Raw genomic sequence first — 23,269 nt, 5'->3', positions numbered from 1 at the left:
TGTCCAAGCCCCGGTCCCGTACGACTGCTTCGTACGGATGGGCGAGACCAGGGCAAAGTCTACCGGCGCTCTTCCTCCTCCCGTGGGGCCTCTCTGCGACGCGACCTCGGAAGGACACGCAGGGCGTCCCCCATGTCGGCGACTTCGGTGACCTTCATACCGGCCGGGACCTTGCCGGGATCGGCCGGCACGAGGGCGTGCGTGAAGCCCAGACGGTGCGCCTCGGCGAGCCTGCGCTGCACGCCCGTGACCCGTCTGACCTCGCCCGCGAGGCCCACCTCGCCGATCGCGACGAGATTCTTCGGCAGCGGGGTGTCGCTCGCCGCGCTGGCCAGGGCGAGGGCGATGGCGAGGTCCGCGGCGGGCTCGGAGAGCTTCACTCCGCCCACCGTCGCGCTGTAGATGTCGCGCTTGCCGAGGGCGGAAATCCGGCCGCGCTGCTCCAGGACGGCCAGCATCATCTGGACGCGGGAGGTCTCCAGGCCGGACGTGGTGCGCCGGGGCGAGGGAATCTGCGAGTCGACCGTGAGCGCCTGGACCTCGGCGACCAGGGGGCGGCGGCCCTCCAGGGTGACGGTCAGGCACGTGCCGGGGACGGCCTCCGCGCGGCGGGTGAGGAAGAGGCCGCTGGGGTCGGCGAGGCCGGTGATGCCCTCGTCGTGCAGCTCGAAGCAGCCGACCTCGTCCGTCGTGCCGTACCTGTTCTTCACGCCGCGGACGAGACGGAGGCGGGCGTGCCGGTCGCCCTCGAAGTGGAGCACGACGTCCACGAGGTGCTCCAGGAGGCGCGGTCCCGCGATGGCGCCGTCCTTGGTGACGTGGCCGACCAGGAGTGTCGACATGCCGCGCTCCTTGGAGGCGCGGATCAGCGCGCCCGCCACCTCGCGGACCTGGGCCATGCCGCCCGGCGCCCCGTCGATCTCCGGGGACGCGACCGTCTGGACCGAGTCGAGGATCAGGAGGGACGGCTTCACCGCGTCCAAGTGGCCGAGCACAGCGGCGAGATCGGTCTCCGCCGCCAGGTAGAGGTGGTCGTCGATGGCCTTGATGCGGTCGGCGCGCAGGCGGACCTGGCTCGCCGACTCCTCGCCCGTGACATACAGCGTGCGGTGCTCGTCGCTCGCCGCCTTCGCCGCGACGTCCAGGAGCAGCGTCGACTTGCCGACGCCCGGCTCGCCCGCGAGCAGCGCCACGGCGCCGGGGACGAGACCGCCGCCGAGGACGCGGTCCAGTTCCGGTACGCCGGTGGAGCGGGCCGTGGCCTGGCGGCCGTCGACCTGGGCGATGGGCAGGGCGGAGGAGGTGACGCGGCCGGGGGCCGTGGTGCGGACGGCGGGCGCGCCGTACTCCTCGACCGTCCCCCATGCCTGGCATTCGGGGCAGCGGCCGAGCCACTTGGCCGTCTGCCAGCCGCACTCGGTGCAGCGGTAGGACGGCCGGTCCTTGGCGGATTTCGTACGGGCAGCCATGGACGGAACCGTAGCGGTCGCCACTGACAACGCCGACAACGCCGTACGTTCCCGGGGCCCCGCCCCGCCCGGCCCTGCTGCGACGCTACGAACCGGCCCGCGCCAGCAGCCCGTCGACGAAGGTGCGCAGGCCCTCCGGATACGTGTCCCGCGCGGCCTGCGCGGCCCAGCGGTCGAAGCCGATGGCGGCGAGGTACGGCACCTTCGACGCGTCGAAGGTGGTCCGGTACTCGGGCAGGGTGCCGTCCGCCCTGCGGTACGGGGAGCGGGCGCGGACGAGGATCTCGCCCACGGTGTAGAACCAGATGCTGCGGAAGACGTCGACGGCCTGCTCGGGCGTGCAACCGCGGGCGTCGGCCCCGGCCACGATCTCCTCGACCATCCACATGGCGTCCTCGCCGAGCAGCGCGACGAAGCCGTCGGCGGCGATGACCTCCGCCGCCCAGGGCCAGGCCGTGAGCGCGTCGTGCATCGCGGTGGCCGCCACGACGATCCGGTCCCGCGGATCGCCGGGCATCCGGGGGCGTTCCATCCGGCCGATGTGGTCGCCGAGCAGCTGGACCATCAGATCCTCTTTGTCCTGGATGTGGTGGTACAGCGTCGTCGCCCCGATGCCCATCTCGGCGGCCAGCCGGCGGATGGTCAGCTTCTCCCAGCCGTCCCGGTCGATGATCCGGCGGGCGGCCGCCAGGATCTGCGCGCGGGAGGTCACGGGCGGCCGGCCGGTGCGGCCCTGTGGTGCGGAGGTTCGGGGCATGGGCCCATCATGCCGGGCCGTATGTCCGACCGGGTGCGCGACGGCTCGCCTCGGTGTTACTTTCGGAACATGTTCCGAAAGTCGCCTCCACCGTCGCGTCCACCATCGCCTCCACCATCGGATCCACCCACCATGGCCGGGCTGTTACGCCCCCACCTCCCCGGCTTCGCCGCCGTGGTCGCCCTCCAGGTCGTCGGCGCCCTCGCGGGCCTCGCACCGCTCCTCGCGGTCGTCGAGCTGGGCCGCACCCTGCCGGCGCCGGGCCCGGCCGACGACGGCCACGTCTGGTCCGTGGTCGCCGCGGGCGCGGCGGGCCTCCTCGTCCAACTGCTGTGCACGGCCGCCTCGTCCGGCATCGGCCACCTGCTCGACGGCAAGGTGCAACTGACGTTCCGCCGCCAACTGGCCGCCCGCCTGGGACGCGTACCGATCGGCTGGTTCTCGCGGCGCCGGACCGGTGAGCTGGCCAAGGTCGTCGGCGACGACGTGGGCGCCGTGCATCCGTTCATCGCGCACACCCCCGGCGAACTCGTCTCCGCGTTCGTCGTGCCGCTCGCCTCGCTGGTCTACCTGTTCACCGTCGACTGGCGGCTCACGCTCATCACGCTGATACCGGTGGTGCTCGCGATCGCGCTGGTGCCGCTGATGATGACCCCGGCCCGGCTGCGCGAACAGGAGGAGTTCGACGCGGCGATGGGGCGGATCACCGACTCCGTCGTCGAGTTCGTGCAGGGCATCGCGGTGGTCAAGACGTTCGGCGGATCCGGGCGCGCCCACCACAGGTTCCGCACGGCCACCGACGAGTTCGTCTCCACCTTCAGCCGCTGGGTGCACGGCATCTCCCGGACCGCCGCGGGGATGCAGCTGGTCCTCTCGCCGCCGTTCGTGCTGCTCGTCGTGCTGACCGGCGGTGCGGCCCTGATCACCAATGGCGGCCTCGCCCCCGCCGACCTGCTGCCCTTCCTGCTGCTCGGCCTCGGTCTGACCGCCCCGGTCGCCGCGCTCGGCCACGGCTTCGACGACATGCAGGCGGCGCGGCGCGCGGTCGGCCGGATCAGGGACGTACTCGCGGTGCCGTACCTGCCGGAACCCGCCCACCCGGTCGCACCCCGCGGCCACCGGGTGGAGCTGCGGGACGTCCGCTTCGGGTATGACGCCGGGCGCGAGGTGCTGCGCGGCATCGACCTCGTCCTCGAACCGGGGACGGTCACCGCGCTCGTCGGCCCTTCCGGCGGCGGAAAGTCCACGCTGGTCCAGCTGTTGCCGCGGTTCTTCGACCCGACGCACGGCTCGGTGCTCCTCGGCGGCGTCGATCTGCGCGAACTCGGCAGCCAGGAGCTCTACCGGACGGTGTCCTTCGTCTTCCAGGACGTACGGCTGCTGCGCGCCTCGGTCGCCGACAACATCGCCCTCGCCGTACCGCACGCCGCCCCCGACGACGTGGTGCGCGCCGCCCGCCTCGCCGGAATCCACGAGCGGATCCTCGAACTGCCGGGCGGATACGAGTCGGTGATCGGCGAGGACGCCGGACTCTCCGGCGGCGAGGCGCAACGGATCTCGCTCGCCCGCGCGCTGCTCGCCGACACCCCCGTCCTCGTGCTCGACGAGGCGACCGCCTTCGCCGACCCGCAGACCGAGCAGGCGGTGCGCCGGGCCCTGGCCGGCCTGGAGGGCGAGCGGACGGTGCTGGTCATCGCCCACCGCCTGGAGACGATCACGGACGCCGACACCGTCGTGATGCTGGCGGACGGGGCGATCGTCGAACGCGGCAGCCCGGCCGAACTCCTCGCGCGGGACGGGAAGTTCGCGGAGTTCTGGCGCTCCCACGCGTCGGCGTCCACCGACACGGCACAAGTCCACGACGCACCGGCCCACGCCGGTACGGCACGAGGAGACGAACCCCGATGATCCAGACGCTCCTCCGTGTCCTGGGCCGTGAGTACGCCCGGCCGCTGCGCCGCACCCTCGCCCTGATGGCGACGGCCGCCGTGATCGAGGGTCTTTCGTACGCGTTCCTCGTGCCCGTGCTGCGGGCGCTCCTTGGCCCCGCCCCCGAGGACGCCTGGCCCTGGCTGACCGCGTTCGGCGGCACGATCGCGGTGTACGCGGTGCTGCGCTACGTCAGCGATCTCTCCGGCTTCCTCGTCGGGGCCGCGCTGCTGCGCGGCATGTACCACCGCATCGGCGACCATCTCGCCCGGCTGCCCGTCGGCTGGTACGGTGCCGCACGCGTCGGCGAGGTGTCGGTCCTGGCCGGCAGCGGCGTCCTGCGGGCGATGGGCGCCATCGCGCATCTCCTCGCGCCGCTGGTCTCCGCCGCGGTGACCCCCCTGACGATCCTCGCCGTGATGACCGCCCTCAACTGGCAGCTGGGACTCGCCGCTTCGATCGCCGTACCGGTCGTGGCAGTCATCCAGATCCGGACGGCCCGCTCGACGGCCGCCGCAGACGCGGAGGCCGCCGAACGCGACCACGAGGCCACCGGGCGGGTCATCGAATATCTCCGGGCCCAGCCGGTGCTGCGCGCGGGCGGCCGGAGCGCCGAACGCTTCCGGCTGCTCGACGACGCGCTGCGGGAGGTCCGGCGCGCGTCCCGCGGGTCCACGCTGTCGGCGCTGCCCGGCGCGGTGGGCCTGACGCTCACGGTGCAGGTCGTGTTCACCGTGCTGCTCGTCCTCGGGGCGTATCTCGCGCTCGGCGGCGACATCGGCGTGGCGGAGGTCCTGACGATCCTTGTGCTCGCCGCCCGCTGCGCGGCCCCGGTGCTCTCGCTGACGGACGTCGGCGGCCAACTCCGCGGCGCGCGTTCCGTGCTGGAGCGGCTCGACACGGTGCTGCGCACGGAACCGCTGCCGGAGGCCGCCGAACCGGTCCGGCCGACGGGCCACGACGTCGCCTTCGATTCCGTCGCCTTCCGGCACGGGGACCGCACGGTGATCGACGGCGCCACGCTCACCGTCCCCGAGGGGCAGCGGCTCGCCGTGGTCGGGCCGTCCGGCGCGGGCAAGAGCACCCTGCTGCACCTGCTCGCCCGCTTCTACGACGTGGACGCGGGCGCGGTGCGGGTGGGCGGCGTGGACGTACGGGACATCGGCACCGAGGAGCTGATGGCGCGGATCGCCGTCGTCTTCCAGGACGTGTACCTCTTCGACGGCACGATCGAGGAGAACGTACGCCTCGGACGTCCGGGCGCCGATGCGGCCGAGGTCCGGGCGGCGGCTAGCGCGGCCCGCCTCGACGAGGTGATCGAGCGGCTGCCCGGCGGCTGGGCGGCCCATGTCGGCGAGGGCGGCGCGCTGCTCTCCGGCGGCGAGCGCCAGCGGGTCTCGATCGCGCGGGCCCTCCTGAAGGACGCGCCCATCGTGCTGCTCGACGAGGTGACCTCCGCGCTCGACCCGGTGAACGAGGCCGCCGTCCACGAGGGCGTCGAGCGGCTGATGGCGGGCCGGACGGTGGTGATGGTGGCGCACCGGATGCGGACCGTGCGGCGCGCGGACCGCATCGCTTTCCTGGACGGGGGCAGGGTGGTGGAGGAGGGCAGCCACGAGGAGCTGCTGCAGCGGGGCGGCCGCTATGCCGACTTCTGGAGTCTCTCGACCGGGGGCGGGTCACGGAATCATGGGTTCCTGTCCCCTTTTGAGGGATCTGTTCACCCGTAAGGGTTAAATGTGCTCAAGAGGCGAGAGAGGCCCGGCATCATCCGCCTAACTTCGCACGGGTGATGAGCAGCAGGCCGGAATCCCCCACGCAAGCAACCGGCGCACACCGGGCGCACAGAGACGCGCGCCAGCGCGTGGTGCCCCGCTCGGTGCCGCAGACGCCGCCCGCACGCTACGAACCTTTCCTGGACGGCCTGTTCACGTACTGCCTGTCCGTCCTCTGCGATCACGACACCGCGACCGCGGCGCTCGGCGATGTCCTGGCCATCGCCGAGCGCCGCGGCTCGCGCGCCCCCGCCGCCGCGTCCGACCTCAGGCCCTGGCTGTACGCGCTCGCGCGCTGGGTCTGCCTGCGGGCCCTCGCCGACGCCCGGCGCAAGCGGCAAGGAGCGCACGCCTCCGGAGCGCACGCCTCCGGAGCGCACGCCGCGAAGCCCGCCGACGCCGACGCCTCCACCGACGTACCGGACGAGACCGCCCGGCACCGGCGCCGCGAACTCGCCCGGCTGGCCTGGCCGGAGGCGGCGGGCACCACGCCGGAGCAGCGCGAGGCGCTCGAACTGGCCGTCCGCCATCAGCTCGCCCCCCAGGAGGTCGCCGCCGTCATCGGCCTCGACCTCGGCAGGACCCGCGATCTGCTCGCCTCCGCCGCCTGCGAGGTGGAGCGCACACGGGCCGCCCTCGCCGTCGTGGAGACCGGCACCTGCCCGATCGTCGCCCGCCTCACCGGCGACAACCAGCTGCTGCTCGGCACGGCCCTGCGCGGTGAGCTCGTCCGGCACGTCGACGACTGCCCGCGCTGCCGGATCACCGCCGAGCGCGCGGGCTCCGGGGCCTGGCCGGGGACGGCGGCCTCGCCCGCCGCGCTGCCGGTCATCGAGGCGCCGCGGCCCGCCGTGCACGTGGCGATGGCGCATGTCCCGCGCGCGCGGGGCGGCGGTCCGCGCTTCGACCGGCGGGGCTTCCCCATGGACCCCAAGGACCACGCGGCCCGCCGCGACCGGATGCGGGCGCGGGCCCTGACGACGACCGTCGTCGCGACGGTCGTGGCGGCGCCGGTGCTCGCGCTGTGGGCGGCCTATCGCGGGGCGCCGCTGACGGGGGAGGGCGCGGACGGCACGTCGGTGAGCGCCACCGAGGCGGGCGGCCCCGGCAGCATGGACGGCGACCGCCGCCGCGAGGACTACGAGAACGCGGGCAACGCGCACACCCCGCCCGACCCGCGCTTCACCGCGGGCAGCCACTCGCCGGACGTCTCCGTGGAGGTCATCAGCCCGGGCTCGCCCCCGTCCCGCTCGTCGACGGGACCCGGCCGCCTGACGGTGTCGGCGCAGCCGAGCGGCGGCACGACACTGATCACCCTCACGGCATCGGGCGGCAAGCCGGTCCACTGGTCGGCGAGCGCGGGCGCCTCCTGGCTCTACCTGAGCCGCTCGTCGGGAACGCTTGAGCCGGGGGAGACGTCCACGATCCGGGTGTACGTCGACCACAGCCGCGAGCCCGCGGGGCACTGGAGCGCGCGGGTCTCCATCGCCCCGGCGGGGGCGATCATCTCGATCGACGGCTACGGCGGCGCGACGGGCCCGACGACTCCGGTCCCGCGCCCGACACCGACGGACCCGACGCCTACGCCTCCGGACCCGACACCGACGCCCACGCCGACCCCCTCGGACCCGACGCCGACACCCACCCCGACCCCCTCGGAGCCGGACCCGACCCCGACGCCGACGGACAGCACGGGAGAACCGAGCCCGAGCGGCAGCTAGCGGGTCCGCCGGCCGCTACTTCACCGGATCCGCCGGATGCGGGGCCAGCAGTGGCAGCTGCGACGCCAGGCGCTCCTCGCAGAGTTCCACGAGGCGGTCGTAGCCCGCCTTGCCCATCAGCTCGGTCAGTTCGGGGCCGTACGACACGTACACCGGATCCCCGGCACCGTGCGCGGACGTCGCGGAGGTGCACCACCAGTGCAGATCGTGCCCACCGGGGCCCCAGCCCCGACGGTCGTACTCACCGATCGACACCTGGAGGATCCGTGTGTCGTCCGGCCGGTCGATCCACTCGTACGTCCGCCGCACCGGCAGCTGCCAGCACACGTCAGGCTTGGTCTCCAGCGGCTCGCGCCCCTCCTTGAGGGCGAGGATGTGCAGCGAACACCCCGCGCCCCCGGCGAAGCCGGGCCGGTTCTGGAAGATGCACGACCCGTTGTACGGACGGGTCTGCCGCTCGCCGTCCTCGTCCGTCGACACCCACCCCGTCTGCGTACCGACGTCGTGGTGCTGCCAGATCTCCGGCGTCAGCCGGTCCACGAACCCGGCGACCCGCTTCTCGTCGTCCTCGTCCGAGAAATGCGCCCCCAGCGTGCAGCAGCCGTCGTCCGCGCGCCCCGCCTGGATGCCCTGGCAGCCGCTGCCGAAGATGCAGCTCCACCGAGAGGTCAGCCATGTCAGATCGCAGCGGAAGACCTGCTCGTCGTCCGCCGGGTCCGGGAACTCCACCCAGGCGCGGGCGAAGTCAATCCCCTTCTCGTCCGGCGACACCGCCTTCTCCGGCTTCCCCGACTTCTTCTTCGACTTCGACTTCGTTTTGTCGGTCTTCGCCTTTTTCGTCTTTGGCACGACTCCAGGGTATGCGCGCCGTACCCGGTCCGAGGACCAGCGACCGCCGTGCGCGCAGTAGCGTTCCGTATATGAGACTCGGTGTCCTCGACGTAGGTTCGAACACGGTGCATCTGCTGGTGGTGGACGCCCACCCCGGTGCCCGACCGCTGCCCGCGCACTCGCACAAGGCGGACCTGCGCCTGGCCCAGCTCCTCGACGAGGCGGGCGCCATCGGCCCGGAAGGCGTCGACCGCCTGGTCGCCACCGTCCGTGACGCCCTGGAGGCGGCCGAGGACAAGGGCGTCGAGGACCTGCTGCCCTTCGCGACCTCAGCGGTCCGCGAGGCCAGCAACGCGGACCAGGTCCTGGCCCGCGTGAAGGAGGAGACCGGCGTCGACCTCCAGGTCCTCACCGGCGCCGAGGAGGCTCGCCTCACCTTCCTCGCGGCCCGCCGCTGGTTCGGCTGGTCGGCGGGAAAGCTCCTGGTCATCGACATCGGCGGCGGATCCCTGGAGATCGCGTACGGAATCGACGAGGAACCGGACGCCGCGGTCAGCCTGCCGCTCGGCGCGGGTCGTCTCACCTCCGCCTGGCTGACCCAGGACCCGCCGGACCCGGCGGACGTGAAGGCGCTGCGCCGGCACGCCCGCGCCCAGATCGCCCGCACGGTCGGCGAGTTCAGCCGCTTCGGCAACCCCGACCATGTCGTGGCGACGTCGAAGACGTTCAAGCAGCTCGCCAGGCTGGCCGGCGCCGCACGCTCGGCCGAGGGCCTCTACGTACAACGCGAACTGAAGCGGAAGTCCCTGGAGGACTGGGTCCCGCAGCTCGCCGCGATGACCGCCGCGGAACGAGCCGAGCTGCCCGGCGTCTCCGAGGGCCGGGCGGGCCAGCTGCTTGCGGGCGCGCTCGTCGCGGAGGGCGCGATGGACCTCTTCGGGGTGGAGACCCTGGAGATCTGCCCGTGGGCGCTGCGCGAGGGCGTCATCCTGCGCCGCCTCGACCACCTGCCGACACCGGAGGCGATCACTCCCCGGTGACATGACCCACGGGCGGGTGGCCCGGGACCACCTCCCCGGCGCCGTTGCGGGGCCCGTACGCTGTCCCTCGTGGCAGAACCAGTGGTGCGCATCCCGGATGCGAAGGTCGCCCTGTCGACGGCCTCGGTCTATCCGGAGTCGACGGCGACGGCCTTCGAGATAGCGGCACGCCTGGGCTACGACGGCGTCGAGGTCATGGTCTGGACCGACCCGGTCAGCCAGGACATCGAGGCCCTGCGCCGCCTGAGCGACTACCACCGCATCCCGATCCTCGCCGTACACGCCCCCTGTCTGCTGATCACCCAGCGGGTCTGGTCCACCGACCCCTGGGTCAAGCTCCAGCGGGCCCAGGCCGCCGCTGAGAAGCTCGGCGCGTCCACCGTCGTCGTGCACCCGCCCTTCCGCTGGCAGCGGCAGTACGCCAACGCCTTCGTCGAGGGCATCTGGCGGATGGCCGACGAGACGGACGTCCGGTTCGCCGTGGAGAACATGTACCCCTGGCGCTACCGCGACCGCGAGATGCTCGCGTACGCCCCCGACTGGGACGTCACCAAGGACGACTACCGCCACTTCACGGTCGACCTCAGCCACACCGCGACCGCCCGCACGGACGCGATGCAGATGATCGACCGCATGGGCGACCGCCTCGGCCACGTCCACCTCGCCGACGGCAAGGGCTCCGCCAAGGACGAGCACCTGGTGCCGGGCCGCGGCACCCAGCCCTGCGCCGAACTGCTCGAACGCCTCGCGACGACCGGCTTCGACGGGCACGTCGTCATCGAGGTCAATACGCGGCGCGCGATGTCCAGCGCCGAACGTGAGGCCGATCTCGCCGAGGCCCTCGCCTATACGCGGCTGCATCTGGCGTCCGCGGTGAAGGTGCCCCGCTCGTGACGCCGGCGGCACAGGGCGGCACGGCACCGCGCCGCAGGGGACGCCCTTCGCGTACGGAGTCGGCACAGGGCCCGGCGACACGGGACCGCATCCTGGAGGCGGCCCGCACCGAGTTCTCCGAGCGCGGGTACGAGAAGACGTCCGTACGCGGCATCGCGAAGGCCGCCGGGGTGGACTCGGCGCTGGTGCACCACTACTTCGGCACGAAGGAGCAGGTCTTCGCCTCGGCGATCGAGGTCGCCTTCGCGCCGGCGCTCGACGCGCCCCAGGCGATCGAGGGCCCGCTCGACGGGGTCGGCGAGCGCCTCACCCGCTTCATCTTCGGCATCTGGGAGAACCCCGCGACCCGTACGCCGCTGCTCGCGATCGTGCGGTCCGCGGTGAACAACGAGACGGCGGCGGCCGTCTTCCGCCGCCTGATCATGGCGCAGCTGCTCGGCAGGATGGCGCGCCGCGTCGACCAGCCGGACGCGGAACTGCGGGCGGAACTCGCGGCCGCGCAGCTCGTGGGGACCGCGATGCTCCGGTACGTCGTCCAGGTGGAGCCGCTGGCGTCGGCGGACCCGGAAGTGATCATCGCGCGCATCGCACCGGTGGTCCAGGGGCATCTGACCGGGCCTTGAGCGGCCCCTGTGAGGCTTCCGGGAGTACCTGCGCAGGCCGCTCACCGAGACGGCCGTCCCGCAATCCGGACAGCCTGTCCAGATCGTGGAGCGGCGGCGTACGCTCGACAACAGTCGAGACTTCTCTTTTCTCCGTGAAGTCTCCCCAGACCCCTGAAGTCACTCCGTAGATCCTGAAGGAGCGAGCGACGATGCCCGAGCTCAGGTCCCGCACAGTCACCCACGGCCGCAACATGGCGGGCGCCCGCGCCCTTATGCGCGCCTCCGGTGTACCGGGTGCCGACATCGGGCGGAAGCCGATCATCGCCGTGGCCAACTCCTTCACGGAGTTCGTGCCCGGCCACACCCACCTGCAGCCGGTCGGCCGCATCGTCTCCGAGGCGGTCAAGGCCGCCGGCGGCATCCCCCGCGAGTTCAACACCATCGCGGTGGACGACGGCATCGCGATGGGCCACGGCGGAATGCTGTACTCGCTGCCCTCCCGCGACCTGATCGCGGACTCCGTGGAGTACATGGTGGAGGCGCACTGCGCCGACGCCCTGATCTGCATCTCCAACTGCGACAAGATCACCCCCGGCATGCTGAACGCGGCCCTGCGGCTCAACATCCCGACGGTCTTCGTCTCCGGCGGCCCCATGGAGGCCGGCAAGGCCACGCTGGTCGACGGCACGGTCCGCAAACTGGACCTGGTCAACGCGATCAGCGACGCGGTGAACGAGAACATCTCGGACGAGGACATCCTCCGTATCGAGGAGAACGCCTGCCCGACCTGCGGCAGCTGCTCCGGCATGTTCACCGCCAACTCCATGAACTGCCTGACCGAGGCCATCGGCCTCTCGCTCCCCGGCAACGGCTCGGTGCTCGCCACGCACACCGCCCGCAAGGCGCTGTACGAGCGTGCCGGCCGGACGGTCGTCGAGATCACCCACCGCTACTACGGCGACGACGACGCGTCGGTCCTGCCGCGCTCCATCGCCACCCGTGCCGCCTTCGACAACGCCATGGCGCTCGACATCTCCATGGGCGGCTCCACGAACACGATCCTGCACCTGCTGGCCGCCGCCCAGGAGGCCGGGCTCGACTACACCCTGGCCGACATGGACGCCGTCTCGCGGCGCGTGCCCTGCCTGGCCAAGGTCGCCCCGAACGTGGCGCCCGGCGGCACGTACTACATGGAGGACGTGCACCGCGCGGGCGGCATCCCCGCGCTGCTCGGCGAGCTGTACCGGGGCGGCATGCTCCACGAGGACGTGAACACGGTCCACTCCGCGTCCGTCAAGGAGTGGCTGGACGCCTGGGACGTGCGCGGCGGTTCGCCCTCGGACGAGGCCGTCGAGCTGTGGCACGCGGCGCCGGGCTGCAAGCCCTCCGCGCAGGCCTTCTCGCAGTCGGAGCGCTGGGACACCCTGGACACGGACGCCGCTGGCGGCTGCATCCGCGACGTGGCCCACGCGTACTCGAAGGACGGCGGGCTCGCGGTCCTCAAGGGCAACCTGGCCGAGGACGGCGTCGTCGTGAAGACGGCCGGCGTCGACGAGTCGATCTGGACGTTCGAGGGCCCGGCCGTGGTCTGCGAATCGCAGGAAGAGGCCGTCGAGAAGATCCTCAACAAGCAGGTGAAGGACGGCGACGTGGTCGTCATCCGCTACGAGGGCCCCAAGGGCGGCCCCGGCATGCAGGAAATGCTCCACCCCACCTCCTTCCTGAAGGGCCGGGGCCTCGGCAAGACCTGCGCGCTGGTCACGGACGGCCGCTTCTCCGGCGGCACGTCGGGCCTCTCGATCGGCCACGCGTCGCCCGAGGCGGCGTCCGGCGGCACGATCGCCCTGGTCGAGGACGGCGACCGCATCCGCATCGACATCCCGAACCGCTCGATCGAACTCCTCGTCCCCGACGCGGAGCTGACCCGCCGCCGCGAGTCCCTGAACGGCGTCTACGCCCCCAAGTCCCGCGACCGCAAGGTCTCGGCGGCGCTGCGGGCGTACGCGGCGATGGCAACGAGCGCGGACAAGGGCGCGGTGCGGGACGTGTCGAAGCTGGGCTGACGCCCCGTCGAAGCTGGGCTGACGCCGCGCTGCAACCGTCCCACCACCCCCAAGCGTCTACATACACGACGAACAAGCCAGGGGCCGCCCAAAGCGGCCCCTGCTTCACGGGGGAGCAGAAGCATGAGCGAGAACGTCATCACGCCTGAACTGGCCGCCGAGGCCGCGGCAGCCAAGTCGTACCCGGTGGCTGCGGACGTCAACGTCCGCTCGGGCCCCAGCACTTCGTACCCGAAGGTCGGCCGCCTGGAGGGCGGCTCCCGCGTCACGCTGTACTGCCAGCGCCCCGGCGAGACCGTCACGGGCCCGACCGGCACCTCCAGCATCTGGGACCGCATCGGCAGCGGCCGCTACATCTCGGACACGTACGTCCGCACGGGCAGCGACGGGTACGTGGCGCCGCGCTGCTGAGCAAGCCCGCACATCGGAAGCCGCCGAGGCCGGGGGACTCACCCTGACCGAGGCGGCTTCTTCGCGTCGAACGAGAACACCGTGTTCCCGGCGGTGGCCACCACGACCACCCGCCCCGAAACCACCACGCGTGGACTGGAGTTCACCCCACCGCCGAGCCCCTCGGCCCGCGGATCCCCGCTCCACAGCGTCCTGCCCCCGGGCGTCAGCGCGACGACACGGCCGCTGGCCGAGCTGAAGTACAGCGCGCCGTCCCCGGCGACCGGCCCCGATGCGCTCTCCACGCTCGTCTGCCGTGACCACTTCTGGCGCCCCGTCGCGGGATCGACAGCGCTGATCAGACCGGTCGGCCCGGCGAAGTAGACGGTCCCGTCGACCATCCCGGGCGTCGCCCCGTACGTGCTCTTCAGGGGCCGGTACGCGACATCACGGCTCCCCGCGTCGACCCGCACCACCTGGTCGTACCCGAGGAACTCCGGCCCCTTCATGCGCTGATGAAGGAGCACGAGCCCCCGCTCGTCGCCCCCCACCGGCTGCACGGGACCCCGCACCGCGACGCCCTTGCCCAGCGCCCCCGACTCGGGGTCGATGGTGTGCACCACGGGGTGCTCCAGCTCCAGGCTCTCGATCTCGGCGCGCGGCGCGCACACCGCGTACAGCCGCTCGCCCGCGCCGTACGGGACGCATTCCGCGCCCGCGGGCATCGGCGTCGACCAGAGCCGGCCCCCGCCGCGGGCCTCGCGGGCCTCGATGCGGGTGCGGTCCAGGTCGACGGTCAGGACGCTGGAGCCGAAGAGCACGGCGTCCTGCGTCCGGCCGAGCAGCGCCGTCGACTGCGCGCCGGTTCCGGTGGACCACAGCTCCTTGCTGGTCTCGGCGTCGAGGGCGACCACCTTTGTCGGCGCGCTGGTCGCCCCGCCCGCGTCGGTCGGCGGGCGGTAGGCGAGCACCGTGTCGCGCGTGGCGCCCACGATGTGCATGCCCTCGACCGGTACCCCGTCGCTCTTGACCTTCCAGATCTCCTTGCCGTCGGAGATCCGCAGCCGGGACGCGACGACACCTCCGCCGCCGCAGAACAGCGCGTCGCCGCGGGGTACGCAGCGCAACTCGTCCGGGGGGTTCTTGCCGTTGGGCACGGTGGTGCGCCAGGGCCGGAAGCCTTCGGGCAGGGGTGCGTCGGCGGCGCTGACGGTGTGTTCCTCGCGGCCCTTTCCACCATCGCTCGGGGTATCGGACGCCCCGTCCAGCTGCAGCCACGCGACGCCGCCCCCGATGGCGGCCACCGCGAGGGCGGTGGCGAGCACCGGGCGCCAACGGCGGCGCAGATGACGGCCGATGAGGGTGCCCTCCGGCTTGGCGGGGTCGTCCGGAGCGTCTGAAGTGCCGGTGTCCTCCCCGTCCCCCGACCGGTGGTGCTGAGTATCGGTGTCCCGCGTACGACTGCCGCTCGCGCCGACCGTCGCGCCCATCTCGACTGGTAGGTCCCGCAGCCGCTCCAGGAGCTCGTCCGCCGAGGGGCGCGCATCGGGGTCCTTGTCGAGGCACGGCTCCACGACCGCCCGCAGCGCCGCGGGGACCGCGCCGAGCGACGGGGGTTCGTGCACGACCTGGTACGCCGTCATGTACGGGCTGTCCGCGTCGAAGGGCCCCTGCCCTGTCGCCGCGTACACCAGCAACGTACCCAGAGAGAAGACATCCGACCGCGGCCCGACCCCACGCGGCGCCTGCAACTGCTCCGGCGACATGAAGGGCGGCGTGCCGATCACCCGCCCCGTCATCGTCAGCGTCTGCTGGTCCGCCGCCCGCGAGATGCCGAAGTCGATGACCCGCGGCCCCTCGGACGACAGCACGACGTTCGACGGCTTCAGGTCACGGTGCACGACGCCCGCACGGTGGATGTCCCGCAGCGCCTCCGTCAGACCGATGGCGAGCGTGCGCAGCTCCGCGCCGGACAGCGGGCCCCGCTTGGCGATGCGCTGGGCGAGCGTGTGCCCCTCGATGTACGCCGTCGCCATCCACGGGTGCTCGGCCTCCGGATCCGCGTCCACCACGGCCGCGGTGAACGCGCCGCTCACCCGCCGCGCCGCCGCGACCTCCTGCCGGAAACGGATGCGGAACTCCTCGTCCCCCGCGAACTGCTGATGGATCAGCTTGATCGCGATGGGCCGCCCCGAAGCCGTACGCGCCAGAAAGACCGTGCCCATGCCGCCCGAACCGAGCCGCGCCTCGAGCGGATATCCGCCGATCTCAGCCGGGTCACCTCCGCGCAGCGACACTCTCCCCGACCTCCCGTCCCCCGTGCGTCCCGTACGTGTTCTGCCGCACAAACTAGCGGCCGGTCCGTACGGCAGGGCAAGGCGGGGGACGAATAGGGCGCGCCCGGCACGCACCGGCCGGGGGCCGCGGCACGCCGCCGCGCGATACTCGACGGGTGAGCGCAGATTCCGAGACCTCCCGCCCGGCGGCCGGCACCGCCCCCGGCCCGCAGCCCGAGCCCCTCCGCTTCTTCGGCACGAGCTGGGTCGCCCACGACGACGGCTACGCCCTGCGGCGCGCCGGAGTCGCGGCCGGCTCGCTGCTCGGGGCGGCGGCCGGCTGCTTCGTGCTGCGGTTCGCGTACGACGGCATGGCGATCGCGGACGTCGGTTCGTTCGTGAACTTCCTGGTCGTCATCATGTTCGCGATCTGCGGCGCCATCGCCTTCCGCCGTACGTGGGAGGGGTTCACACGGCGCCACGACCCCGCCGCGCAGTCGTCGATGCGCGGCCTGATGACCATCGGCTTCGTCGGCTCGCTCCTGGCCTACTTCTTCCGCTCCCTCACCGAGGCCCCGGGCGAGAAGCTGCACCGCGAGGAGTACGAGACGGCCCAGGCCCAGTACGCCAAGCGCACGTCCCGCCGCACGGGCAACCCGTCCCGGAAGGGACGCAAGGAGCGCAAGGCCTGACGCGGCGCGGGGGCGCGGGGGAAGGATGCGGAACATGACCGCACCCGCTTCGCGCCGAGCCCACTCCTTCAACACGGCCGCCGCCCAGTACGCGGCGCACCGGCCCTCCTACCCCGCCGCCCTCTTCGACGCCGCCGAAACGCTGGCGGGCCGGCCCCTTGCCGGAGCCGACGTGATCGACGTCGGCGCGGGCACCGGCATAGCGACCGCCCTCCTCGTCGACCGCGGCGCGCACGTCGTCGCGGTGGAGCCGGGGCAGGGCATGGCCCGCGAGTTCCGCCGGGCCCTGCCCGAGGTGCCGCTGGTGCGGGGCGACGGCGACGCCCTGCCGTTCGCGGACGCCTCCGCCGACTTCATCACGTACGCCCAGGCCTGGCACTGGCCGGACCAGACCCGCTCCGTACCGGAGGCCGTCCGTGTGCTGCGTCCCGGCGGCGCCCTCGCCCTGTGGTGGAACATCCCGGACACGACGCTGCCGTGGCTCGCCGAGCAGGGGGAGCGGATCAGCCGCTGCCTCGGCTTCGACGACGGCGCGCGGCACACCGCCGACCGGACCCGCACCAGCGAGCTGACGTCCGCACTGGACTTCCGCGCGGAGCGGGTCCGCTGGACCCGCCGGGTCTCCGTCGACACGCACCTCGCCGGGCTCGGCACACACTCGGCGTTCCTCGTGCTCGGCGAGGAACGCGCGACCGCGTTCTTCGCCGAGGAGCGCACGCGGCTCCTGACCGTCTTCCCCGACGGGTTCGTCGAGGAGGGTTACGTCGTCGACCTACTGGTGGCGACCCGCCCGGGCCCTTGAGCCGCAGACTCGTGAGCTGCGGGTCCGTGAGCTGCGGGTCCGTGAGCTGCGGGTCCGTGAGCCGCGGGTCCTTGAGCCGCACCGGCCGGCGGCGCGGGTGACCGCGACCGCCGCCCCTCCGCCCACCCCTCCAGCGCCGCCGCACACGCGTGATCCACATGCCGCAGCCCCGCAAGCTCCAGCCGCACCGCCCGATCGCCCGGCAGCGCCTCCAGCGCGTCGAGCAGCTTCGGCAGCCGCAGGAACGTCGCGTTGCCGGTGACCCGCACGACGAGCCCCGCCGTGCCCCGGTCCTCCGTCTCCACCTGCACATGGCTGATGTCCCACGCCGTCTTCGCCACGGCCAGTGCGAGCCCCACCAGCACCCCCTCGAAGAGATCCGTCGCCACGATCGCCACGGCCGTCACCCCGAGCACCACCGCCTCCCCCCGATGCTCCCGCCACAACGGCCTCAACTCCCGTACAGGCACGAGCTTGCAGCCCGCATGCACCAGCAGCCCCGCCAGCGCCGCCACCGGAATGAGCCCGAGCGCGGCCGGCAGCACCGCCGCGAACAGCAGCAGCCACACCCCGTGCAGCACCCGCGACGCCTTGGTCCGAGCCCCCGCCCGCACATTCGCCGCGCTGCGTACGATCACCGCGGTCATCGGCAGCGCACCCAGCACCCCACAGACGGCGTTGCCCGTGCCCTGCGCGATGAGTTCCTTGTCGTAGTCGGTACGCCGCCCCTGGTGCAGCCGGTCCACCGCCGCCGCACTGAACAGCGACTCCGCGGACGCGATCAACGCGAAGGCCAGCACGGTACCGACCACGCCCACTTCCGTGAGCCGCCCGAACTCCGCAGCCCCCGGCGGCCGCACCGCCTCGACAAGACCGTGCACCTCGACCCGCCGCACCGGCAGCCCCAGCAGCGCGGTCACCGCGGCCGCGAGCCCCACCGCGAGCAGCGGCGCCGGCACCAGCCGCGCGGCCCGCCGCCACCGGGGCCAGACCACCAGGACCAGCACGGTCCCGCCGCCGATCGCGAGGGCCGCGGGGTCGGCGAGACCGGCCAGACGGAAGAGCCCGCCCAGCTTGGCGACCGCGCCCGCGGGCGCCGCCGCGTCCCCCATCGCATACAGCTGCCCGGCGATCAGCACGAGCCCGATCCCCGCGAGCATCCCCTGCACCACCGCCAAGGACACGGCCCGGAACCAACGCCCGAGCCGCAGCACCCCCAGCCCGATCTGCAGCAGCCCCGCCCCGAGCACGAGCACCCCGAGCGCACCGATCCCATAGGCCCGCACGGCCTCGTACACGAGCACGGTCAGCCCGGCGGCAGGCCCGCTGACCTGCAGACTGCTGCCGGGCATGCACCCGACGACGAGCCCGCCGACGATCCCGGTGATCAGCCCCAGCTCGGCGGGCACACCGGAGGCGACGGCGACACCGGCACAGAGCGGCAGAGCGACCAGAAAGACGACCAGAGAAGCACCAAGATCACTCCGAGCCGCGGAGAACCCTTTCGAGAGCTGGGAGAACCCTTGGGAGAACCGAGGGACGGACAACGCTTTGGACATCCGAGGGACGGACAAGGGACGGCACCTCCGACTGCGTACGTACGCACGGACGGACACGGGAGATGCGTGGGCGGGCCCGGGCGAGGGGGGTTCCTGGACCTGAATCCCATTGTCACGTACGCCAGTTGGGGCATTCCGGGATTCCCTGTGAGCACCAGGTGAACCCGGAAGCACAGGAGCACACCCCCACCGCCCGAAAGCCGCGAGCGCCCCCCCTTTGGAATCCGGACCGCGGGGCACCCGGCCCGCACCTGGCCGGTACTCGCCCGGCACCCGTCCCGCGCCACGCCACGCCACGCCACGAAGCGGAAGCCAAGCCTTGACGCCCCCGGCGCCCGGCGCGCAATAATCATCACATGATGAATATCCAGCCGACCATCGAGGCGAAGGACCTCTCCGTAGTACGAGGCCCCCGCCAAGTCCTCCGCTCCCTGACCTTCTCCGTCCCCCCAGGTCAGATCACCGGCCTCCTGGGCCCCTCCGGCTGCGGCAAGTCCACCCTCATGCGCGCGGTGGTCGGCACCCAGGCCAAGGTCACCGGCACCCTGAACGTCCTGGACCGCCCCGCGGGCTCCCGCGAACTCCGCTCCCGCATCGGCTACGTCACCCAGAACCCCTCCGTCTACGACGACCTGACCATCCGGCAGAACCTCGAGTACTTCGCCGCCATCCTCGACCCGGGCCCCGGCCCCGCCGCCGACCGCCGCCACCGCGACGTCACCGCCGCCATCGCCGACGTCGACCTCACCTCGCACGCCGACTCCCTCGCCGGAAACCTCTCCGGCGGCCAGCGCAGCCGCGTCTCCCTCGCCGTCGCCCTGCTCGGCACCCCCGAACTCCTCGTCCTGGACGAGCCCACCGTCGGCCTCGACCCCGTACTCCGCCGCGACCTGTGGAACCTCTTCCACTCCATCGCCGCCGACCGCGGCGCCACGATCCTCGTCTCCTCACACGTCATGGACGAGGCCGAACGCTGCCACCGCCTCCTCCTGCTCCGCGAAGGCGAACTCCTCGCCGACGACACCCCCGAAGCCCTGCGCACCCGCACCGGCTGCGACACGGTCGAAGCAGCCTTCCTCCACCTGGTGGACAAGGCCAACGCAGCCCGCAACGAATCCCCCACCAGCAGCGACAGCACCGGCGGCACCAGCGACACCGACCGCACCAGCGACAGCACCCGGAGCCCCCGATGAACACCTACCGCACCCTCGCCACCGCGGCCCGCGTCCTGCGCCAGCTCCTGCACGACCCCCGCACCATCGGCCTGATGCTCCTGGTCCCCTGCGTGATGCTGCTGCTCCTGCGCTACGTCTTCGACGGAAGCCCGCAGACCTTCGACTCCATCGGCGCCTCACTCCTCGGCATCTTCCCCCTCATCACGATGTTCCTGGTCACCTCCATCGCCACCCTCCGCGAACGCACCTCAGGCACCCTCGAACGCCTCCTCGCGATGCCCCTCGCCAAGGGCGACCTCATCGCCGGCTACGCCCTCGCCTTCGGCACCCTCGCCGTCATCCAGTCCGCCCTCGCCACCGGCCTCTCCCTCTGGGCCCTCGGCCTGGACGTCGCCGGCTCCGCCTGGCTGCTGCTCCTCGTCGCCCTCCTCGACGCCCTCCTCGGCACAGCCCTCGGCCTCTTCGTCTCGGCCTTCGCCGCCTCCGAGTACCAGGCCGTCCAGTTCATGCCGGCCGTGATCTTCCCCCAACTCCTCCTCTGCGGACTGTTCACCCCGCGCGACGAGATGCAGCCCGCCCTGGAAGCCGTCTCCAACGTCCTCCCCATGTCGTACGCCGTCGACGGCATGAACGAAGTCCTCCGCCACCCCTCCGTCACCGGCGACTTCGTCCGCGACGCCGTCATCGTCGCGGGCTGCGCCGTACTCGTCCTCGCCCTGGGCGCCGCCACCCTCCGCCGCCGCACCGCCTGACCCGCCCCAATGCGAGGATGACCCCACCCAGCCGCACCGGCACTCCGCCCGACCGCCGGTACCGCTGACCGAACGCTGACCCGCACCTGGAGGGTGACCCACACATGCCCCAGCCCGTCGCAGTCCTCGGCACCGGCAAGATCGGCGAAGCCCTCCTCAGCGGCATGATCCGGGCCGGCTGGGCCCCCGCCGACCTCCTGGTCACCACCCGCCGAGCCGAGCGCGCAGCGGAACTCCGCACCCGCTACGGCGTCGAACCCGTCAGCAACGCCGAGGCCGCCAAGCAGGCCGACACCCTCATCCTCGCCGTCAAGCCCCAGGACATGGGCAAGCTCCTCGACGAACTCGCCCCGCACGTAGCCCCCGACCGCCTGGTCATCAGCGCCGCCGCAGGTATCCCCACCTCCTTCATCCAAGAACGCCTCGCCGACAACACCCCCGTCGTCCGCGTCATGCCCAACACCCCCGTCCTCGTCGACGAAGGCATGTCCGTCATCTCCGCGGGCAGCCACGCCACCGCCGCCCACCTCGCCCACACCGAGGAGATCTTCGGCGCCGTCGGCAAGACCCTCCGCGTCCCCGAGACCCAGCAGGACGCCTGCACGGCCCTCTCCGGCTCAGGACCGGCGTACTTCTACTACCTCGTCGAGGCCATGACCGACGCCGGCATCCTCCTCGGCCTGCCCCGCGACAAGGCCCACGACCTGATCGTCCAGGCCGCGATCGGCGCCGCCGTGATGCTCCGCGACAGCGGCGAACACCCGGTCAAGCTCCGCGAGAACGTCACCTCCCCCGCCGGCACCACCATCAACGCCATCCGCGAACTCGAGAACCACGGAGTACGCGCCGCCCTCATCGCCGCCCTGGAAGCAGCCCGCGACCGCAGCCGCGAACTGGCCTCCGGCAACAACACCTGACGACGCCCCGCCGGGGGCCACACGCCCCCGGCGACACCTCGAACGCACGCATCTGCACGCGCCTGCCTGCCCACGCTCCTACCGGGACTCGTTCACCGATGGCAGCAGACCGATCGCGCGATAGGCGGTGTCCACGGTCGGCTTGGACATCCCCCTGGCGCGCTCGGCCCCCTGCCGCAACACCTCCTCTACATACGCGGGGTCCGCAACCAGCTCCTTGTGCCTCTCCTGCACGGGCCTGAGCAGCTCCACCACGGCTTCGGCGGTGTCCTTCTTCAAAGCGCCGTACGACTCATATACACCGCTCAAGGCTTCTGGGTTCCCACCCTCGCAAGACGCGAGGATCTCCAGCAGATTCGAGACCCCCGGCTTGGCCTCCCGGTCGTACTCGACCTCGCTCCCGCTGTCGGTGACGGCGCGCAGCACCTTCTTCCGGATCACGTCCGGCTCGTCGAGCAGATAGATGATCCCGGCACCCGAGTCATGGGACTTCCCCATCTTCGACGTCGGGTCCTGCAGGTCCATGACCCGCGCCGCCACCTTCGGATTCGTCGCCCGCGGCACCACGAACGTCGCCCCGTACCGCTGGTTGAACCGCACCGCCAGATCGCGCGTCAGCTCGACGTGCTGCGTCTGGTCGTCCCCGACCGGCACCTCGTCCGCCCCGTACGCCAGGATGTCCGCGGCCATCAGCACGGGATAGGTGAGCAGCGACAGCCGCACACTCCCGCCGCGGGCCCGCTCCTGCGCGGACTTCTCCTTGTACTGGATCATCCGCCGCATCTCGCCGTCGGTCGCGACGCACTCCAGTACATAGGAGAGCCGGGCGTGCTCGTCCACATGACTCTGTACGAACACGGTGGCGCGCCCAGGATCGATCCCCGACGCGAGCAGCAGCGTCGCCGCCTGCCGACTGAGCCTGCGCACCCGGCCGGGATCGTGCTCCACGGTCAGGGCATGCAGGTCGACGATGCTGAACAGCGACTCCGCCCGGTGCTGGTCGACCTCTGCCCACTGCCGTACGGCACCCAGGTAGTTCCCCAGGGTCAGATGCCCGGTCGGCTTGATCCCACTGAAGATCCGCGTCATCTCTCTCTACCTCCTGGTCAGAACCGCCGGCCCGACGACCGGGCTCCGGGTCCTCCAGGGGGAGAAACACGAACGGCCGCCGAGGCGGCGGCCGTTGAAGTACATGCGTATGTACGGCCGCCCTCAGGCGGCCCACCACAGCTGGGTGTACGCATGTGTAGTCACGCCTCCTACCGTAGCCCCTGGGTGGGGTCGCGGCCCAGGGTTGACACGCCCAGAGCCGATACGTAGTGTTCTCCGAGTTGCCCGACGTGAGCGTCGACCACTTGGTCGGTCCCCGGGCAGCCATTCCGCAAGAACCATTCAAGCGATCGACGTCGTGTCTCTTCAGTGAGCCGTCTGCTGTTCGTTTTCATGTGTGTTTGCGAAATGAGGAATCCGCGTTCGAAAGGACGCCCCCGATTAGCTCGGGAGCCAGGAATCCGCTAAAGTCTCACTCGTCGGAACGGCCCAACAGCCGCGAGGACAACCCACTCTGACTGGGAATCAGGCCCGAAAGGATCTGATAGAGTCGGAACCGCCGGAAAGGGAAA

The 23,269-nt window shown here is 72.1% G+C and carries 19 protein-coding genes; 13 read left to right on the top strand and 6 right to left on the bottom strand.

From position 1 onward, the window contains the following. Nucleotides 1-59 precede the first annotated feature (59 nt). Together radA and ACIBKX_RS40165 are read right to left on the bottom strand one after the other, a co-directional pair. Entirely contained in the window at nt 60-1,469 is a 1,410-nt protein-coding gene (radA, locus tag ACIBKX_RS40170; RefSeq protein WP_363277467.1) for a DNA repair protein RadA, read from the bottom strand. Between the two features lie 85 nt (nt 1,470-1,554). Next, entirely contained in the window at nt 1,555-2,226 is a 672-nt protein-coding gene (locus ACIBKX_RS40165; RefSeq protein WP_363277465.1) for a TetR/AcrR family transcriptional regulator, read from the bottom strand. Between the two features lie 21 nt (nt 2,227-2,247). Here ACIBKX_RS40165 and ACIBKX_RS40160 point away from each other — a divergent pair, with 21 nt between their 5' ends. The 3 genes from ACIBKX_RS40160 (at nt 2,248) to ACIBKX_RS40150 (ending at nt 7,651) form a co-directional block, all read left to right on the top strand. After that, on the top strand, nt 2,248-4,134 hold the full coding sequence (locus tag ACIBKX_RS40160) for an ABC transporter ATP-binding protein (RefSeq protein ID WP_399377309.1): 1,887 nt from the start codon (nt 2,248-2,250) through the stop codon (nt 4,132-4,134). Beyond that, nucleotides 4,131-5,885 carry an ABC transporter ATP-binding protein gene (locus tag ACIBKX_RS40155; RefSeq protein ID WP_363277463.1) on the top strand — a complete coding sequence of 585 codons (1,755 nt, stop codon included), beginning with the start codon at nt 4,131-4,133 and terminating at the stop codon, nt 5,883-5,885. Before ACIBKX_RS40160 ends, ACIBKX_RS40155 begins: the two co-directional genes overlap by 4 nt. Before the next feature lie 62 nt (nt 5,886-5,947). Next, a complete protein-coding gene (locus ACIBKX_RS40150) occupies nt 5,948-7,651 on the top strand; it encodes a hypothetical protein (protein WP_363277462.1) in 1,704 nt (567 codons plus the stop codon). 15 nt (nt 7,652-7,666) lie between these two features. On the opposite strand, the gene ACIBKX_RS40145 is transcribed toward ACIBKX_RS40150, so the two are convergent. Then, nucleotides 7,667-8,500: a hypothetical protein gene (locus ACIBKX_RS40145; protein WP_363277461.1), complete on the bottom strand. Its 834-nt coding sequence runs from the start codon at nt 8,498-8,500 to the stop codon at nt 7,667-7,669. A gap of 71 nt (nt 8,501-8,571) precedes the next feature. On the opposite strand from ACIBKX_RS40145, the gene ACIBKX_RS40140 reads away from it, so the two are divergent. The 5 genes from ACIBKX_RS40140 (at nt 8,572) to ACIBKX_RS40120 (ending at nt 13,495) form a co-directional block, all read left to right on the top strand. Beyond that, nucleotides 8,572-9,522 (top strand): Ppx/GppA phosphatase family protein, encoded by a 951-nt coding sequence (locus ACIBKX_RS40140; protein WP_363277460.1) that lies wholly within the window; start codon nt 8,572-8,574, stop codon nt 9,520-9,522. Between the two features lie 69 nt (nt 9,523-9,591). Continuing rightward, a complete protein-coding gene (locus ACIBKX_RS40135; protein WP_363277459.1) occupies nt 9,592-10,416 on the top strand; it encodes a sugar phosphate isomerase/epimerase in 825 nt (274 codons plus the stop codon). Next, entirely contained in the window at nt 10,413-11,039 is a 627-nt protein-coding gene (locus ACIBKX_RS40130) for a TetR family transcriptional regulator (protein ID WP_363277457.1), read from the top strand. Before ACIBKX_RS40135 ends, ACIBKX_RS40130 begins: the two co-directional genes overlap by 4 nt. Before the next feature lie 191 nt (nt 11,040-11,230). Then, complete coding sequence (ilvD, locus tag ACIBKX_RS40125; RefSeq protein WP_363277456.1) at nt 11,231-13,084, top strand: dihydroxy-acid dehydratase; 1,854 nt, start codon at nt 11,231-11,233, stop codon at nt 13,082-13,084. 123 nt (nt 13,085-13,207) lie between these two features. Next, a complete protein-coding gene (locus ACIBKX_RS40120; protein ID WP_363277455.1) occupies nt 13,208-13,495 on the top strand; it encodes an SH3 domain-containing protein in 288 nt (95 codons plus the stop codon). A 38-nt stretch (nt 13,496-13,533) separates the two neighbouring features. Here the strand turns inward: ACIBKX_RS40120 and ACIBKX_RS40115 are convergent, their stop codons facing one another. After that, nucleotides 13,534-15,771 carry a serine/threonine-protein kinase gene (locus tag ACIBKX_RS40115; protein WP_363277454.1) on the bottom strand — a complete coding sequence of 746 codons (2,238 nt, stop codon included), beginning with the start codon at nt 15,769-15,771 and terminating at the stop codon, nt 13,534-13,536. A 155-nt stretch (nt 15,772-15,926) separates the two neighbouring features. Between ACIBKX_RS40115 and ACIBKX_RS40110 the strand changes: the two genes are divergently transcribed. Beyond that, entirely contained in the window at nt 15,927-16,442 is a 516-nt protein-coding gene (locus tag ACIBKX_RS40110; protein ID WP_363277453.1) for an EamA/RhaT family transporter, read from the top strand. Nucleotides 16,443-16,476: 34 nt separating this feature from the next. After that, nucleotides 16,477-17,244, top strand: a complete 768-nt coding sequence (locus ACIBKX_RS40105; protein ID WP_363277452.1) for a class I SAM-dependent methyltransferase — start codon at nt 16,477-16,479, stop codon at nt 17,242-17,244. Here ACIBKX_RS40105 and ACIBKX_RS40100 read toward each other — a convergent pair. Next, nucleotides 17,202-18,803 carry a SulP family inorganic anion transporter gene (locus ACIBKX_RS40100; protein ID WP_363277451.1) on the bottom strand — a complete coding sequence of 534 codons (1,602 nt, stop codon included), beginning with the start codon at nt 18,801-18,803 and terminating at the stop codon, nt 17,202-17,204. The genes ACIBKX_RS40105 and ACIBKX_RS40100 overlap by 43 nt on opposite strands. 356 nt (nt 18,804-19,159) lie before the next feature. On the opposite strand from ACIBKX_RS40100, the gene ACIBKX_RS40095 reads away from it, so the two are divergent. The 3 genes from ACIBKX_RS40095 to proC all read left to right on the top strand — a co-directional run bounded on the left by ACIBKX_RS40095 (nt 19,160) and on the right by proC (nt 21,647). Further along, nucleotides 19,160-19,996, top strand: coding sequence for an ABC transporter ATP-binding protein (locus tag ACIBKX_RS40095; RefSeq protein WP_363277450.1), 837 nt, complete (start codon nt 19,160-19,162; stop codon nt 19,994-19,996). Beyond that, nucleotides 19,993-20,730 carry an ABC transporter permease gene (locus ACIBKX_RS40090; protein WP_363277448.1) on the top strand — a complete coding sequence of 246 codons (738 nt, stop codon included), beginning with the start codon at nt 19,993-19,995 and terminating at the stop codon, nt 20,728-20,730. Before ACIBKX_RS40095 ends, ACIBKX_RS40090 begins: the two co-directional genes overlap by 4 nt. 104 nt (nt 20,731-20,834) lie before the next feature. Next, nucleotides 20,835-21,647: a pyrroline-5-carboxylate reductase gene (gene proC, locus ACIBKX_RS40085; RefSeq protein ID WP_363277447.1), complete on the top strand. Its 813-nt coding sequence runs from the start codon at nt 20,835-20,837 to the stop codon at nt 21,645-21,647. Nucleotides 21,648-21,725: 78 nt separating this feature from the next. On the opposite strand, the gene trpS is transcribed toward proC, so the two are convergent. Then, nucleotides 21,726-22,736, bottom strand: a complete 1,011-nt coding sequence (gene trpS / locus ACIBKX_RS40080; RefSeq protein WP_363277446.1) for a tryptophan--tRNA ligase — start codon at nt 22,734-22,736, stop codon at nt 21,726-21,728. Nucleotides 22,737-23,269 lie beyond the last annotated feature (533 nt).

Source organism: Streptomyces sp. NPDC050658, assembly GCF_044457025.1.
GTDB lineage: Bacteria > Actinomycetota > Actinomycetes > Streptomycetales > Streptomycetaceae > Streptomyces.
Note: the sequence above shows the minus strand (reverse complement) of the source record. Positions and strands in the feature narration are given on the sequence as shown.

What these genes read in the sequence shown, in the direction of transcription:
- radA (WP_363277467.1), bottom strand. Translation starts at nt 1,469, where the DNA reads ATGGCTGCCCGTACGAAATCCGCCAAGGACCGGCCGTCCTACCGCTGC.
- ACIBKX_RS40165 (WP_363277465.1), bottom strand. Translation starts at nt 2,226, where the DNA reads ATGCCCCGAACCTCCGCACCACAGGGCCGCACCGGCCGGCCGCCCGTG.
- ACIBKX_RS40160 (WP_399377309.1), top strand. Translation starts at nt 2,248, where the DNA reads ATGTCCGACCGGGTGCGCGACGGCTCGCCTCGGTGTTACTTTCGGAAC.
- ACIBKX_RS40155 (WP_363277463.1), top strand. Translation starts at nt 4,131, where the DNA reads ATGATCCAGACGCTCCTCCGTGTCCTGGGCCGTGAGTACGCCCGGCCG.
- ACIBKX_RS40150 (WP_363277462.1), top strand. Translation starts at nt 5,948, where the DNA reads ATGAGCAGCAGGCCGGAATCCCCCACGCAAGCAACCGGCGCACACCGG.
- ACIBKX_RS40140 (WP_363277460.1), top strand. Translation starts at nt 8,572, where the DNA reads ATGAGACTCGGTGTCCTCGACGTAGGTTCGAACACGGTGCATCTGCTG.
- ilvD (WP_363277456.1), top strand. Translation starts at nt 11,231, where the DNA reads ATGCCCGAGCTCAGGTCCCGCACAGTCACCCACGGCCGCAACATGGCG.
- ACIBKX_RS40120 (WP_363277455.1), top strand. Translation starts at nt 13,208, where the DNA reads ATGAGCGAGAACGTCATCACGCCTGAACTGGCCGCCGAGGCCGCGGCA.
- ACIBKX_RS40105 (WP_363277452.1), top strand. Translation starts at nt 16,477, where the DNA reads ATGACCGCACCCGCTTCGCGCCGAGCCCACTCCTTCAACACGGCCGCC.
- ACIBKX_RS40100 (WP_363277451.1), bottom strand. Translation starts at nt 18,803, where the DNA reads ATGTCCAAAGCGTTGTCCGTCCCTCGGTTCTCCCAAGGGTTCTCCCAG.
- ACIBKX_RS40095 (WP_363277450.1), top strand. Translation starts at nt 19,160, where the DNA reads ATGATGAATATCCAGCCGACCATCGAGGCGAAGGACCTCTCCGTAGTA.
- ACIBKX_RS40090 (WP_363277448.1), top strand. Translation starts at nt 19,993, where the DNA reads ATGAACACCTACCGCACCCTCGCCACCGCGGCCCGCGTCCTGCGCCAG.
- proC (WP_363277447.1), top strand. Translation starts at nt 20,835, where the DNA reads ATGCCCCAGCCCGTCGCAGTCCTCGGCACCGGCAAGATCGGCGAAGCC.
- trpS (WP_363277446.1), bottom strand. Translation starts at nt 22,736, where the DNA reads ATGACGCGGATCTTCAGTGGGATCAAGCCGACCGGGCATCTGACCCTG.